Annotated in this window: 12 protein-coding genes; 7 read left to right on the top strand and 5 right to left on the bottom strand. The window is 72.6% G+C overall.

The genetic code is table 11. The features are described 5' to 3' along the window. Positions 1–3: 3 nt before the first annotated feature. Positions 4–1,161 (bottom strand): hypothetical protein, encoded by a 1,158-nt coding sequence (locus JOF44_RS00415; RefSeq protein ID WP_209885971.1) that lies wholly within the window; start codon positions 1,159–1,161, stop codon positions 4–6. Positions 1,162–1,314: 153 nt separating this feature from the next. On the opposite strand from JOF44_RS00415, the gene JOF44_RS00410 reads away from it, so the two are divergent. Then, on the top strand, positions 1,315–2,448 hold the full coding sequence (locus tag JOF44_RS00410) for a polyprenyl synthetase family protein (RefSeq protein WP_209885969.1): 1,134 nt from the start codon (positions 1,315–1,317) through the stop codon (positions 2,446–2,448). A 45-nt stretch (positions 2,449–2,493) separates the two neighbouring features. Here the strand turns inward: JOF44_RS00410 and JOF44_RS00405 are convergent, their stop codons facing one another. Beyond that, complete coding sequence (locus JOF44_RS00405) at positions 2,494–2,847, bottom strand: Rv2175c family DNA-binding protein (protein WP_209885967.1); 354 nt, start codon at positions 2,845–2,847, stop codon at positions 2,494–2,496. A gap of 142 nt (positions 2,848–2,989) precedes the next feature. On the opposite strand from JOF44_RS00405, the gene JOF44_RS00400 reads away from it, so the two are divergent. Continuing rightward, positions 2,990–5,155, top strand: a complete 2,166-nt coding sequence (locus JOF44_RS00400) for a PASTA domain-containing protein (RefSeq protein WP_209885965.1) — start codon at positions 2,990–2,992, stop codon at positions 5,153–5,155. 138 nt (positions 5,156–5,293) lie between these two features. Here the strand turns inward: JOF44_RS00400 and JOF44_RS00395 are convergent, their stop codons facing one another. Then, a complete protein-coding gene (locus JOF44_RS00395; protein ID WP_209885963.1) occupies positions 5,294–6,688 on the bottom strand; it encodes a class II 3-deoxy-7-phosphoheptulonate synthase in 1,395 nt (464 codons plus the stop codon). 81 nt (positions 6,689–6,769) lie between these two features. Then, a complete protein-coding gene (locus tag JOF44_RS00390) occupies positions 6,770–7,504 on the bottom strand; it encodes a lysophospholipid acyltransferase family protein (RefSeq protein ID WP_209885961.1) in 735 nt (244 codons plus the stop codon). Between the two features lie 85 nt (positions 7,505–7,589). Here JOF44_RS00390 and JOF44_RS00385 point away from each other — a divergent pair, with 85 nt between their 5' ends. After that, positions 7,590–8,366, top strand: coding sequence for an alpha/beta hydrolase (locus JOF44_RS00385; protein WP_209885959.1), 777 nt, complete (start codon positions 7,590–7,592; stop codon positions 8,364–8,366). Beyond that, complete coding sequence (locus tag JOF44_RS00380; protein ID WP_209885957.1) at positions 8,363–8,917, top strand: hypothetical protein; 555 nt, start codon at positions 8,363–8,365, stop codon at positions 8,915–8,917. Before JOF44_RS00385 ends, JOF44_RS00380 begins: the two co-directional genes overlap by 4 nt. Positions 8,918–8,922: 5 nt before the next feature. On the opposite strand, the gene JOF44_RS00375 is transcribed toward JOF44_RS00380, so the two are convergent. After that, complete coding sequence (locus JOF44_RS00375) at positions 8,923–9,858, bottom strand: ROK family glucokinase (RefSeq protein ID WP_209885955.1); 936 nt, start codon at positions 9,856–9,858, stop codon at positions 8,923–8,925. Between the two features lie 174 nt (positions 9,859–10,032). Between JOF44_RS00375 and JOF44_RS00370 the strand changes: the two genes are divergently transcribed. The 3 genes from JOF44_RS00370 to JOF44_RS00360 all read left to right on the top strand — a co-directional run bounded on the left by JOF44_RS00370 (position 10,033) and on the right by JOF44_RS00360 (position 13,967). Then, the gene (locus tag JOF44_RS00370; protein ID WP_209885953.1) at positions 10,033–11,841 is read left to right on the top strand and encodes an AMP-dependent synthetase/ligase; all 1,809 of its coding nucleotides are present in this window, start codon (positions 10,033–10,035) and stop codon (positions 11,839–11,841) included. Positions 11,842–11,969: 128 nt separating this feature from the next. Then, a complete protein-coding gene (locus tag JOF44_RS00365) occupies positions 11,970–13,628 on the top strand; it encodes a DEDD exonuclease domain-containing protein (protein ID WP_209885951.1) in 1,659 nt (552 codons plus the stop codon). Positions 13,629–13,685: 57 nt separating this feature from the next. Beyond that, complete coding sequence (locus JOF44_RS00360) at positions 13,686–13,967, top strand: Lrp/AsnC family transcriptional regulator (protein ID WP_209885949.1); 282 nt, start codon at positions 13,686–13,688, stop codon at positions 13,965–13,967. The last annotated feature ends 10 nt before the right edge of the window (positions 13,968–13,977 follow it).

Raw genomic sequence — 13,977 nt, 5'->3', positions numbered from 1 at the left:
GCGTCAGGTGCTGGGCCACCAGGCCGGGAAGATCGGCGTGTCGGTCATGCGTGCCAGCAAGGGTGCCAGAGTCGAGCCCGGTTCACGCTCTCGCAGCTCGTCCACGAGACTGCCGGCCGTCGCGAATCGGTGGTTCCACCACGCCAGCATCACCAGCAGAGTGGTCAGAGCGCGCCATGCCTCCCGCGCGATGCCCCGCTGAGGGACGGGCAGCTCCTCGCCTGCCCTCTCGGCGACGACCCGGAGCCGCTGAAGCGCCACGTACCAGCTTCCACCTGCACAGACATCCGGATCCGGTTGCCATCGCGCTTCGCGCACGAGGATCTGCAGCAGCTCGTCGCGGCCGATGCGGCCCGCGTTGCCGTGCTCGACGCACTGCGCCAACAGCTCCCAATGGAGGCGGTCGACGGCGACGACCGAGAGCAGCTCGGCGACCAGTTCACAGTCCGTCACGAAGGACTCGTCCTCGTCCTCGCCGCCGCGGGCCCCGAGGCGCCCGAGGGCGTCCCGGGCCGCCGCGAACAGCTCACCGGGGTCGCAGGCCGCCGAGATCTCGGTGCGTTCCAGGCGGAGGCGGCTCGCGGCCCTCGCGAGCTCGGGCTCCGCACGGGGCGGCTGCGGGATCGGGCGCCCGGTGAACACCTCGCCCGCGGCCGCGCAGGTCTCGGAGAACTGCCGCAGCGGCTCGGGCGGGGAGATCCAGAAACGCTCCTCGACGCCGTCGGGGGCACCGCGGATGACCTGGCGGCACCGGCCGCCCCCGGCCACCCAGGCCGAGTCGATGTCGAAGGGACCGCCGGGCATCTCGGCGGCCGACAGCAGCAGGCGGGCGGAGGCCAGCACCGCGACGTCGTCGCTGAGGTCGTCGGGCAGCGCCTGATACCCGTCCCCGAGCACGATCAGGGCGTGGGCCCGGGTGCCGCCGCGCTCCTGCACCTGAGAGAGGTGATGGACGAGGGAATCGCACCCCGTGGTGCCCAGCAGCGGCTCCAGGTCAGAAGTGGTCAGCATCGGCGGATGCCCCGGTCCGCTGCTGAGCAGGATCAGGCAGTCGGTGGGGATCCGGCGCAGGCAGATCCGGGTCTCGGCGAGGAGCTCGGAGGGGTCCTCGACATCCAGGTGTCGGCGATCGGGATCGGCGGGAGGGGTGTTCGTCGTCATGGTCCGACCGTGGTGCACCGTCGCGCCGGGTGGCAGACCCCGGTGCTGCTTTGTGGACGAAGGGCGCCTGTGGAGGAACGAGAACGCAGAACGCCGGGGCCGGTCAGGCGGACATGGGAGGATCGACGTGTCCGGGCGAGAGAAAGAGGGTCGATGTCCACAGCAGAGATGCCGCCGACCGGCGACCGCGCACGCGAGCTCGACGAGCACCTGATCGTGAGGGTCGCGGAGATCACGCAGGCGGAGCTCGAGACCCGTCGGCGCTCCCTCGCGGAGATCTCCCCCGAGACGGCGACGCTGGTGGACTCCCTGGCCTCCTACCTCGAGGGCGGCAAGCTGCTGCGCCCGCGATTCTGCTTCTGGGGCGGGGTGGCCGCGCTGGGCCGCGAGCCCAGCACGGACGAGATCGAGGCCCTCGCGCGCTGCGGGGCGGCGATCGAGCTGGTCCAGGCCGCCGCTCTCATGCACGACGACGTCATCGATCATTCCCCGCTCCGCCGCGGCAGGCCGGCTCTTCATGCCGCCGCCGCGGCTCGCCACGACCGCGAGCGCCTGGCCGGATCGTCCGAGGACTTCGGCGTCGCCGTCGCGATCGTCCTCGGGGACCTGGCGCTGACCTGGGCCGAGCAGCTCGCCGCCTCCGTCGACGGGGACCCTTCCTGCACCACCCGGGCACGGCGTGAGTTCGACGATCTGCGCACCGAGGTGATGTCCGGACAGTTCCTGGACATCCTGCACCAGGCCGGAGGGTTCGCCTCCGCGCCGGATGCGGAGCAGGCCGCGCTGGCGGTGATCCGGTGGAAGACCGTGCCGTACACCGTGCTGCGGCCCGTGCGTGTGGGGGCGGCGCTGATGGGCGCCACCGACGCCGGGCTCGAGCGGCTCTCCGCCTGGGCGATCGAGGTCGGGACGGCCTTCCAGCTGCGGGACGACCTGCTCAGCGTGGTCGGCGATCAGGACGAGACCGGCAAGCCGATCGGGGGCGATCTCCTCGAGGGCAAGCGCACGGTGCTGCTGGCCCGGGCGGAGGCCGCAGCCGACGACGCCGGACGGGCACTGCTGGACGGGGTGGTCGGCCGGCCCGATGCCGCGCCGGCCCAGATCGCCGCCGCCCATGACCTCATGGTCTCCACCGGCGCCGTCCTCTCGGTCGCGGACGAGGTGCGCGAGCGTGCCCGCCGCGGTCGTGAACTGCTCGAGGACGCGGCGGGGATGGGCGTGCTCGGCAGGACCGGGCTGTCCGCGCTCGCCGAGCTCGCCACGGATGTCGAGTCGCTGCCCGCCTGAGGTCCGACGGGCCCGGGCGGCGTGCGGCCCGGAGTCGGGCCGAGGTCAGAGGGCGAGCGCCTGGGCGCGGCGCCGCACCTCACCGCGCTGGCCGCTGCGCAGCTGATCGATCGGTCGCCCCGGCAGCGACGCGTCGTCGGTGAACAGCCAGGTCAGCAGCTCCACGTCGTCGAAGCCGCCATCGCGCAGGAGGGTCACCGTGCCCTTCAGGTGCGGCGCGACGCCGTCGTCGGTCAGCAGGTCCGCCGGGATCACGCGCCGGACGGGGTCGCCGCGCCGGACGGCGACCAGCTCCCCGTCCTCGATCAGGCGGTGGACGCGCGAGATCTCCAGATCCAGGCGCCGCGCGACGTCGGGAAGGGTCAGCCAGTCGGTGATGAGGTCGTCGAGGTCGGTCACGACACCAGAGTGCCATGCCGGGCCGACGCGTGCACCCGCCGCGCCGCCCGGGCGGGACGGCACGACGCATCTCACCGTTCTGGTCCCCGACGACCGTGTGTCGGTCCGGACCCCGTGCTCGGTCACCGTCTAGATTGAGGGCGTGAGCGCGGCGACGTCGACTTCCCCCGGCATCAGCCTGCTCCTCGACGACCGCTATCGGGTCGAGGAGCAGATCGCGCGCGGCGGAATGGCGACGGTGCATCGCGGGCACGACGAGCGCCTCGACCGGGTGGTCGCCCTGAAGATCATGCATCCCCACCTCGCCGCGGACGAGGACTTCCGGCGCCGGTTCGGCCGGGAGGCGCGCTCCGCCGCCCGGCTCGCGCACCGCAACGTGGTGGGAGTCTTCGACCAGGGCGAGGACGAGGACCGCATCTATCTCGCCATGGAGCTGGTCGAGGGCGAGACCCTGCGGGCGCGACTGGTCGAGCGGGGCCGCCTGCGCATCCGCGAGACGCTCCAGGTGACCGCGCAGGTGCTCGAGGCCCTGGTGGCCGCGCATGACGCCGGCATCGTCCACCGCGACATCAAGCCCGAGAACATCCTGCTGGACCCCGACGACGTGGTGAAGGTCGCTGACTTCGGCCTCGCCCGGGCGATCGGGGCGAGCAACTCCTCGGCGAGCGCGACCCTGCTCGGCACCGTCGCCTACATCAGCCCCGAGGTCGTCACCCGCGGGGACAGCGACGAACGCAGCGACCTGTACTCGCTCGGCGTGGTGCTGTTCGAGATGCTCACCGGTCGTCAGCCGTTCGTCGGCGAGCAGCCGGTCCACATCGCTTTCCAGCACGTCCACGAGGACATCCCGGCGCCCTCGACCCTGGTGACCGGGGTGCCGAGGGAGCTCGATTCCCTCGTCACCTGGGCCGCGTCCCGGGTCGTCGAGCAGCGTCCCGCGACCGCCGCCGAGCTGCTCGCCGCCGTGCGCGAGCTGACCGCCTCCCTGCCGGGACCGGTCCTCGAGCAGCGGCCCGTCCTCCGCCAGGACGGCGACACCGGGGACGTGCCACGACCGACCTCTCCGCTCGAGGACGTCGTGGCCGAGCTGCGCAGCGGCCCGCGCGCCTTCCCCGCCGGCCTCCTCTCCGACTCCGAGAACGCCGCGCCGTCGACTCCGCTGCCCCCCGCCGACGGGGAGGACCCCGTCGCGCAGGCGGGGGACGATGCCCCGCAGGCCACGGCCGAGACGGGGACCGCGGGGGCGCCGACCGGGTCCGACGACGAGGACCAGGGCGAGGGCGGGGACGCGACCCGGGCCGACGGCGCGGACGGGGGCGAGGGCACCGGCGAGGAGGATGCCGGACCTCGGACCGTGGTGATGCGGGCGCCGCGGGGGCGTCGCGGCCGCCACCTCCCGCCCGGCACCCGGCGGCGCTCGCGCCCGGTCGCCGTGCTCGCCGCGTTCAGCATGGTCGCCGCCCTCGGCACCGGTGCCTGGGCCGGCGGCGACTGGTACCTCAACACCGGCCCCGGTGCGGACCGCACCATCCCGGTGCTGGCCGGCACCGAGCTGAGCGACGCCGAGGCCGTGCTGGCCTCCTCCGACCTGGGGGTGACCACCCAGGAGACCTTCGACGAGACCGTCCCGGCCGGGCACATCATCGACGCCGACCCGGGAGCGGGGACCACCGTCAAGAAGGGCACGAGCATCGAGGTGGTCGTCTCCAAGGGCGTCGAGACCTTCCCGGTCCCCGACCTGGTCGGCACCGAGCGGGAATCCGCCGCCCAGGAGATCGAGGAGCTGGGCCTGGAGCTCGTCGAGGAGGACTCCGAGTACTCCGAGACCGTCCCGGCCGGAGAGATCATCTCCCAATCCCAGGAGGCCGAGGCGCTGCCCGCGGGCGGCGAGGTGCTCGTGGTCGTCTCCCAGGGTCCGCGACCGATCACCATCGACGACCAGACCGGCAGGAGCGGCGAGTCCGCTCGCAGCGCCCTGGAATCGGCCGGGTTCACCGTGACGGCGTCCTCGGCCCATTCGGCGACCGTCCCCGCCGGGGCGGTCATCTCCCAGTCCCCCGCCTCCGGCACGGGCCACCGCGGCGACACCGTCGCCCTGGTGACCTCCCTCGGCCCCGAGATGGTGACGGTCCCGGACGTCTTCGAGAAGCCGGAGGCCGAGGCGAAGAAGACCCTCGAGGCCGCCGGTTTCGACGTGACCGTGCAGCACGACCGGGGGGAGCCGGTGTTCGGGCTGGTCTACGAGCAGTCCGCAGCGGCCGGGACCGAGGTGGCCAAGGGCTCCGCGATCACGATCACGGTGTTCTGAGCACCTCGCCGGTCTCCGCCCGCGTCGTACCGCGTGCCGGGAAGCGCCACCCCCGCGGGCCGCAGCATCCCGCGCACGACGGCGCCGGCGCACCCCACGGGGCGTGCCGGCGCCGCGAGGGTCCGGGCGGGAGCGGGCTCAGCGACGCGAGAGCATCTCCGCGACCAGGAAGGCCAGCTCGAGGGACTGCTGGTGGTTCAGGCGCGGGTCGACGAGGGTCTCGTAGCGCCGGGTCAGGCCCTCCTCGTCGATCTCGCCGCTGCCGCCCAGCACCTCGGTGACGTCATCACCGGTGAGCTCCATGTGCAGGCCGGCGGGGACCGTGCCGAGTCCCTGGTGGACCTCGAAGAAGCCGACCACTTCGTCGAGGATGTCCTCGAAACGACGGGTCTTGTACCCGTTCGAGGACGTGATGGTGTTGCCGTGCATCGGGTCGGTCACCCAGGCGACCTCCGCCCCGGCATCGCGCACCCCCTCCACCAGGGCCGGGAGCCGGTCACGGATCTTCCCGGCCCCCATCCGCGTGATGAACGTCAGCCGTCCGGGCTCGCGCTCCGGGTCGAGCCGGTCGACCAGGCGCAGGGCATCGTCGACCGAGGCGTCCGGTCCGAGCTTGACCCCGATGGGGTTGCGCAGACGCGCCATGAAGTCCACGTGCGCGCCGTCGAGCCGACGGGTGCGCTCACCGACCCACAGGAAGTGGCCGGAGCAGCCGTAGATCTCCCCGCTGCGGGAGTCGATGCGGGCCAGCGCCTCCTCGTAGTCCAGCAGCAGCGCCTCGTGCGAGGCGTAGAACTCGACGACCTTGAGGGAGTCGAAGTCCGCCCCGATGGCGTCCATGAAGCGGATCGCCTTGTCGACCTGAGCGGCCAGCTCCTCGTAGCGGTCGTACCCCGTCCCCGAGGTGAACCCGCGGTTCCAGGAGTGCACCTCGCGCAGGTCGGCGAAGCCGCCCCCGGTGAAGGCACGCAGCAGGTTCAGCGTGGAGGCGCTGGTGGTGTACATCTGCCACAGGCGACGAGGATCCGGGATCCGGTCCTGCGGGGTGAAGGCGTAGGCGTTGACGGCGTCACCGCGGTAGGTCGGCAGGGTGACGCCGTCGCGGGTCTCCTCGTCCGAGGAGCGCGGCTTGGCGAACTGCCCCGCCATCCGGCCCATCTTCACCACCGGCACCGAGGCGCCGTAGGTGAGCACGGCGGACATCTGCAAGATGGTGCGGATCTTGTTGCGGATCCGGTCCGCGGTGGAGTCGGCGAAGGTCTCCGCGCAGTCCCCGCCGGCGAGCAGGAACGCCTCGCCGCGGGCCGCGGCCGCGACGCGATCGCGCAGCACGTCGACCTCGCCGGCGAACACCAGCGGCGGGGCGGAGCGCAGGTCGTCGAAGACCTGGCTGCACCGATCCTCGTCCGGCCACACCGGCTGCTGGACCCGCGGATACTCGCGCCACGCGCCCAGGGCCGCCAGGCCGTCGTCGGCCGAGGACAGCGAGAAGTCGTGGGCGCGGGCGGGAGCGTCGGGGCTGTACTGAGTCACTCCCACAGGGTACGCAGTCCATCGCCCGACGGCGGCAGGATCCCAGTGGGCAGGACCACAGTCGACGGCCCCCTCGTGAGTTCATCCGGTCGGACCGGTCTCGCGATCCGGGGCGTCCCCGCGCTTGCCCGCGAGCAGGCGCCGCTTGACGTCGGCGGCGTACTCCTCGCTGCGCTCCTGGCCCGACAGCTCCTGGATGCGATCCATGACGGCGTCGGTCACCGTCCGCAGGATCTGCGCCTCCTCGGCGCCCTCGAGGCAGCCGGCGATCTCCGCGGCGTCCAGCGGCTGCCCGAGCACGGCGCGGACCCGGGGCGTGCGCCGGGGGAAGATGCGCCGTCCGCGCTGCGCCTCGAAGGCGCCGAGCATCGCGACCGGGATGATCGGGGCCCCGGTGGCCAGCGCGAAGCGGGCCACCCCTGTCTTCCCGCGGTAGAGGCGGCCGTCGGGACTGCGGGTGCCCTCGGGGTAGATCCCTAGCACCTTCTGCGCCCGCAGCACGCTCAGGCCCGCCTCGATCGCGGAGCCGGCGGCATCACCTCCCGTACGATCCACCGGCATCACCTCCAGGCCGCGCATCACCCGGGCGACCACCTTGTTCAGCGGGGAACGGCCCGCGAAGATGTCGGACTTGCCCAGGAAGTGCACGGTGCGGCGCACCTGTCCGGGCAGGAACACGGTGTCGGAGTAGGCCAGGTGGTTCGAGGCCAGGATGACGGCGCCGTGCTCGGGGATGTGTTCGACCCCGGTGATCGTGGGGTTCCAGAGCACCCCCACCACGCCCATGACGACGGGTTTGGCGAGTTCGTACAGCACAGCGGATTCCTCAGGCGCAGGCCCCGGGGAGCCGGGGGTCTCGGACGGGGATGAAGCACGGCGGCGCGGGTGCGACGATGTACCCATGGCGTTCAGCGAACTGTCCCGCCCGTGGCGCGCGCGGGGTCACTCTAACCCGCGCGGCGGTCTGCTCCTGTGCCATGGATTCACCGGGTGCCCGCAGTCGATGCTCCCCTGGGCCCGGGACCACGCCGATCGCGGGTGGGCCGTGGAGCTGCCGCTGCTGCCCGGTCACGCCACCACCTGGCAGGATCTCGAGGCCCGGCGGTGGCAGGACTGGTACGGGCACGTGCGCGAGGCGGCGCTGGAGCTGTCCGAGCGCCATGGGCCGATCGCCGTGGGAGGGCTGTCGATGGGCGGCGCGCTGACTCTCGCCCTGGCGCAGGACCCGATGCTCCGCGGACGCCTCGCGGCCCTGGTGGCGGTCAATCCCGGGATGACCCTTCCGGCGGTCGCGGGAGCCGCCGGGCTCCTCGCACCGCTGGTGCGCACCGTCGACGGGATCGGGTCCGACGTCGCCCGGGACGGCGTGGTCGAGGAGGCGTACGAGCGCACGCCGCTGCGCGCGGTCGCCCAGCTGCGTCGCCTGTTCTCCCGGACCCGCCGCTGTCTCGCCGACGTGCAGGTGCCGTTGCTGCTGGCCACCTCCCGCGCCGACCACACCGTCCCGCCGCACGACAGCGATCTGGTCGCCGCCGGGGTGAGCGGGCCGGTGCAGCGGCTCAGCCTGCCGCACAGCTATCACCTGGCCCCGCTGGATCACGATGCGCCCCGATTGTTCGAGACCTCCGCCCGCTTCCTGGCCCGGCACGTCCCTGCCACGGCGGGAGGTGCCCGATGACCCCGGAGCGGTCCGGCGCGCCCGATCCCCGCGACGTCGACGCCGAGTTCGCCCGCATGCTCGAGGACGAGGGCATGACGCTGGGGCCCGGGGACGCCCCGCGGGAACCGGCGGCACCGCAGACCCCGGAGGACGGCCGCGCCCCCTTCGCCGACGACGATCTCCGGTCCCCCAGCGCCGACTCCCCGCCGGAGCCGCCGAGCGCGGAGTCCCGAGCCCGCTCGCGCGCGGCGCATCCGGCCGCCGGCCCCCGCGACGGCATCGACGGCCTGCGCGGCGCGGCGGGTCCGCGCGAGCTCGACGACGACGAGGTGCTCTACGGCGACTTCGAGCCGCCGGATCCCGATCTCCCCCAGCCCTCCTCCGGCACCCTGTGGTCCTGGACCGCGCTGATCGGGGGGTTCCTCCTGCTGGTCGCCGCCTCGGTGACGACGGCCCTGCCGAGCGCCCTGGGGTGGGTGGGCGCGCTCGCGGCCGTGGGCGGCGTCATCTCCCTGCTCCTGCGGGTGCCCGGCTCCCGCGACGGTGACGGCAACGGCGCGGAGGTCTGAGCGCGTCAGCGGGCGAGGTCGGCGGCGCCGACGATGCCGGCCCGGTTGCCCATCCCGGCGAGCACGAAGGGGGCCAGGTCCCGGTGCGTCCGCGCGGTCAGATGGTCGGCGTAGGCGGTGCGGGCCGGGTCCAGCAGCAGGTCCCCCGCGGCGGCCACCCCGCCTCCGACGACGATCATGTCGGGATCCAGCAGCGAGGAGATCGAGGCGACGCCGACCCCCAGCCAGGATCCCAGCTCCGCGATCAGCGCGCAGGCACCGGGGTCGCCCTGCTGGGCCAGACGGGTGATCAGCGGCCCGTCGATCTCCTTGCGTGCCCCTCCCGCGGCCTGCAGCAGGGGGCCCATCAGCGCATCGCCCGCGGAGGCGCGACGCTTCGCCGTGCGGACCAGCGCGGTCCCCGCGGTGTACTGCTCCAGGCAGCCTCGGCGTCCGCACCCGCACCACTGCCCATCGGGCACCGCCGTCATGTGCGCCACCTCGCCCGCGAATCCGCCGCTGCCCCGGATCAGCTGTCCGTCCAGGACGATCGCACCGCCCAGACCGGTCCCCACGGTCACCATCAGCATGTGCCGCGCAGCCGTCGCCGCTCCGAAGCGGTACTCGGCCCATCCGGCGGCGTTGGCATCGTTCTCGACCACGACGGGCAGGCCGGTGAGCTGCTCCAGCTCGTCGGCCAGAGGATGTTCGCGCCAGGCCAGGTTCGCGGCGAACTTCACGGTGCGACGATCGGAGCTGACGAATCCCGCTGCCCCGACGCCGACGCCCACGACCTGGTGGTCCGCCCTCAGCTCCGCGACCGCATCGGCGACGCCGGCCTCGATCTGCTCCGTATCCGTGGCCGGCGTGCTCCGCGTGGTCGCGGCGATGATCTCGCCGCTGTCATCGACGACCCCCGCCGCGATCTTCGTGCCGCCGATGTCCACTCCGATGGAGAGCATGGTGCTCCTTCTCGATCACGCGTGATCGCTCGATTCCGACGGGGCCCTCGTCCAGGCTGTCGTGACCTATCGTATGCGGCCCTGACGTAGGATCGACCCGACCCCACCAGCGCTTCCGGGCAGGCGTCGCGCGAGACGAGGCAGTTTCCCCCGGCCCGGATCGAAGGAGATTCGATGAAGCAGTTCACGACCGCCCCGCAGCATGAGAGCCGACCGGACGAGAACACGACCGATCTCCTCCTGGAACGCCTGCGGGCATACCCGGACGTGCCGATCTTCGAGCACGCACAGGCGGACGGCACGTACCGTCCGATGAGCACGGCCGACTTTCTCGACGAGGTCAAGCAGGTGGCCAAGGGCCTGATCGCCACCGGGCTCGTCAGCGGGGACGTCGTGGCCATCCTCTCCCGGACCCGGTACGAGTGGACGCTGGCCGACTGGGCCGTGTGGTGGACGGGCGGAGTGAGCGTTCCGATCTACGAGACCTCCTCCCCCAGTCAGATCCAGTGGATCGCCTCGGACACCGACGCCCGATTCATCCTCGTCGAGGCCCCGCGCCATCGGGAGGACGTGGAATCCGTGCGCGGCGAGCTGCCCGCCCTCGAGCACATCGGGGTGCTCGAGGACGGCATCATCGAGGAGCTGAAGACCCGGGGCGCCGACGTCAGCGACGAGGACCTCGAGACCCGCCGCACCTCGCGTCGGCTCGAGGACGTCGCCACGATCATCTACACCTCCGGCACGACCGGACGCCCCAAGGGCGCCGAGCTCACGCATGCGAACTTCGTCGACACCACCCGCAGCGCCGTGAACCTGCTCGGCGAGCTGGTGCTCCCCCCGGGCTCCCGGCTGCTGATGTTCCTGCCCCTGGCGCACGTCTTCGCCCGGCTGATCACCGTCCTCGCCGCCGCGCGGCCGGTGACCACGGCGTTCACGCCGGACACCAAGAACCTGCTGCCCGATCTCGAGGCGTTCAAGCCCACGTTCCTGCTCGCCGTGCCCCGCGTGTTCGAGAAGGTCTACAACGGTGCCGAGGCGAAGGCGATCGCCGGGGGGCGCGGGAAGATCTTCACCGCCGCCGCCGCGACCGCGATCGCGTACTCGAAGGCACGCGGCGCCGGCGCCGTGCCGATCTCCCTGAAGATCAAGCACACCGTGTTCGACAAGCTCGTCTACGCCAAGCTGCGCGACGCCATGGGCGGCGATGTCCGGTGGGCGGTCTCCGGCGGGGCGCCGCTGGGCGAACGCCTGGCGCACTTCTTCCAGGGCATCGGGGTGACGGTGCTGGAGGGCTACGGCCTCACCGAGACCACCGCGCCGGTCGGTGTGAACCTCCCCTGGGCGGTCAAGCCGGGCACGGTCGGCCCGCCGCTGCCGGGCTCCACCGTCGCGATCGACGACAACGGCGAGATCCTGGTCAAGGGCGTGATGGTCTTCGCGGGCTATCACAACAATCCCGAGGCCACGGCCGAATCGCTGCAGGACGGCTGGTTCCGCACCGGCGACCTCGGCGCGCTCGGCGAGGACGGTTCGCTGACCATCACGGGTCGCCGCAAGGAGGTCATCGTGACCGCGGGCGGCAAGAACATCTCCCCCGCCCCGCTCGAGGACCAGCTGCGCGGCCATCCGCTGGTCAGCCAGTGCGTCGTGATCGGCGACCAGAAGCCCTTCGTCTCCGCGATCCTCACCCTCGACGCCGAGATGCTGCCCACCTGGCTGGCGAACAACTCCCTGCCGGAGATGACGGTTCCGCAGGCGGCTCAGGACGACCGGGTCCGCGCCGAGCTGCAGACGGTCGTCGACCGGGCGAACGCTTCCGTCTCGCGGGCGGAATCGATCCGGGCGTTCGAGGTCATCGACTCCGACTTCACGGAGGAGAACGGCTACCTCACCCCGTCGCTGAAGCTCAAGCGCAACGTGGTGGTCAAGGACATGGCACAGGTCATCGAGAAGATCTACTCCGGCTCCAAGCCCGCCTCCTGAGACGGAGGGCACCGGCCCGTCCCGTTCGGGCGGTGCTCCTCGTCTCCTGCCGGGGGCCGAGGCCCGGGTGAGCGGCCGCACGCTGCGGCGCGCGCCCGGGTGTCGGGGCCGCGTCGTAGTGTGCGGGCATGTCCGCACGCCGCCAGCTGAGCTTCGACGACCTCGGCACCCCGCTGGTGGAGGCCACCCTGGTGGTCGTCGACCTCGAGACCACCGGGACGGACCCGACCGCTGATGCCATCACCGAGATCGGTGCGGTCAAGATCCGTGGCGGCGAGGTGATCGGGGAGTTCCGCACGTTCGTCGATCCCGAACGGCCGATCCCTGCCTACATCGCCTCCTTGACCGGCATCACGGACGCCACGGTCGCCGGCGCCCCCTCGGCGGCCACGGTCCTGGCGATGTTCCTGGATTTCGTGGGGGGCGCCGCCCTGGTGGCGCACAACGCGCGCTTCGACATCTCCTTCCTCCGTGCTCAGGCCGCCCGCTGCGAGATCGGATGGCCGAATCCGCAGGTGCTCGACACCCTGGCACTGGCACGCACCGTCTTCCGCCGGGACGAGGTGCGTGACCACAAGCTCTCGACCCTGGCGGCGCACGTCGGGGCGAGCGTCGCCCCGGACCACCGCGCGCTGTCCGACGCACGGGCGACGGTCGACGTGCTCCACACGATCATCGAGCGACTGGGGCCGCGGGGGGCCGCCACCCTGGAGGACCTCTCCTCGGCGCACCGTCGGGCCACCCCCGTCCAGCTGCGCAAGAAGCATCTCGCCGAGTCCGTCCCGTCCGTACCGGGGGTCTACCGATTCCTCGACGCCCACGAGCAGGTGCTCTACGTGGGCACCTCCCGGAATCTCCGCAACCGGGTGCGGACCTATTTCACCGCGGCGGAGACCCGGCGCAAGGTGCTGGACATGCTTCCGCGCGCCGAATCGATCCGGGTCATCGAGTGTGCGACTCCGACCGAGGCCGCGGTCCGGGAGCTGCGGATCATCGCCGCCGAGAAGCCGCCCGCGAATCGGCACGGGCTGACCCCGCAGAAGGCGCTGTGGCTGCGTCTGGGCAGCGGCACCGAGGGCCTGCGCGCCGCGCGCATCGCACGGGCGGAGGACGACGGGTCGGCCCAGATCGGCCCCCTCGCCTCGCGGCACGACGTCGAGGCGCTGCGGGGACTGCTCACCGATGCCGTGCTCGGCCGCGGGGCGTCGTTCGAGCGCGGCACCGCCCGGACGCTGCCCGGCGGCAGCCATCGGGACCGGATCCGTCGGGCGATGCTCACCGACCCCCGCGAGGTGCTCGACCACGTGGCGACGCGGATGCGCGCCCACACCGCGGCGGGGCGGTACGAGGACGCCGAGAACCTGCGCCGGCTGACCGGGACCTTCCTCGACGCGGCCCGTCGTGCCGCCCGGCTGCGGGCGATCTCCGCGGTCCCGCTGCTGGTGGCCGCCCGGCCCAGCACAGAGGCGGTGATCGGCGGACGCGGCTGGGAGCTGCTGGCCGTCCGCCACGGTCGCTTCGCCGGGACCGCGCTCGTGCCCGCCCGGGCGGACCCGCTCGCCGTCGCCCGCTCGCTGGCGGTGACCGGGACCGGGGAGGCGGAGCTCGCCGCCCCGATGTGCCAGGGACACCACCAGGAGACCGAGATCCTTCTCACCTGGCTGGACTCCGACGGCATGCGCACGGTGCTCGTCGAGGGCGAGTGGTCCCAGCCCGCACGGGCCCGATTCGATCTCGCGCATCTCGCGGAACGCTTCGCCCTGACCTCCCCAGGGCCCGGGGCATAGGCTTCCAGCACACGTCCCGGCGCGCTCGGCGCCCCCGCCCTGCCCCTAGGAGAAGTCATGATCACCGCCATCGTCTCGATCGTCGTCGAGTCCGCACGCATCCCCGAGGTCGCCGAGGCGGTCGTCGACCTCGACGGCATCGAGCAGGTCTACTCCGTCACCGGGGACGTGGACCTCATCGCGGTGGTGCGGGTGCGCGCCCACGAAGATCTCGCCGGCGTCATCGCCGATCAGCTCAGCAAGGTCACCGGCGTGCTCGACACCTCGACCAACATCGCCTTCAAGACCTACTCCAAGCGGGATCTGGACGCGGCCTTCGATCTGGGCATCGACGGCTGATCCCGGCGCG

Origin of the sequence: Brachybacterium fresconis, from assembly GCF_017876515.1 — a bacterium.
Lineage (GTDB): Bacteria > Actinomycetota > Actinomycetes > Actinomycetales > Dermabacteraceae > Brachybacterium > Brachybacterium fresconis.
This window is presented reverse-complemented; position numbering and strand designations above follow the sequence as displayed.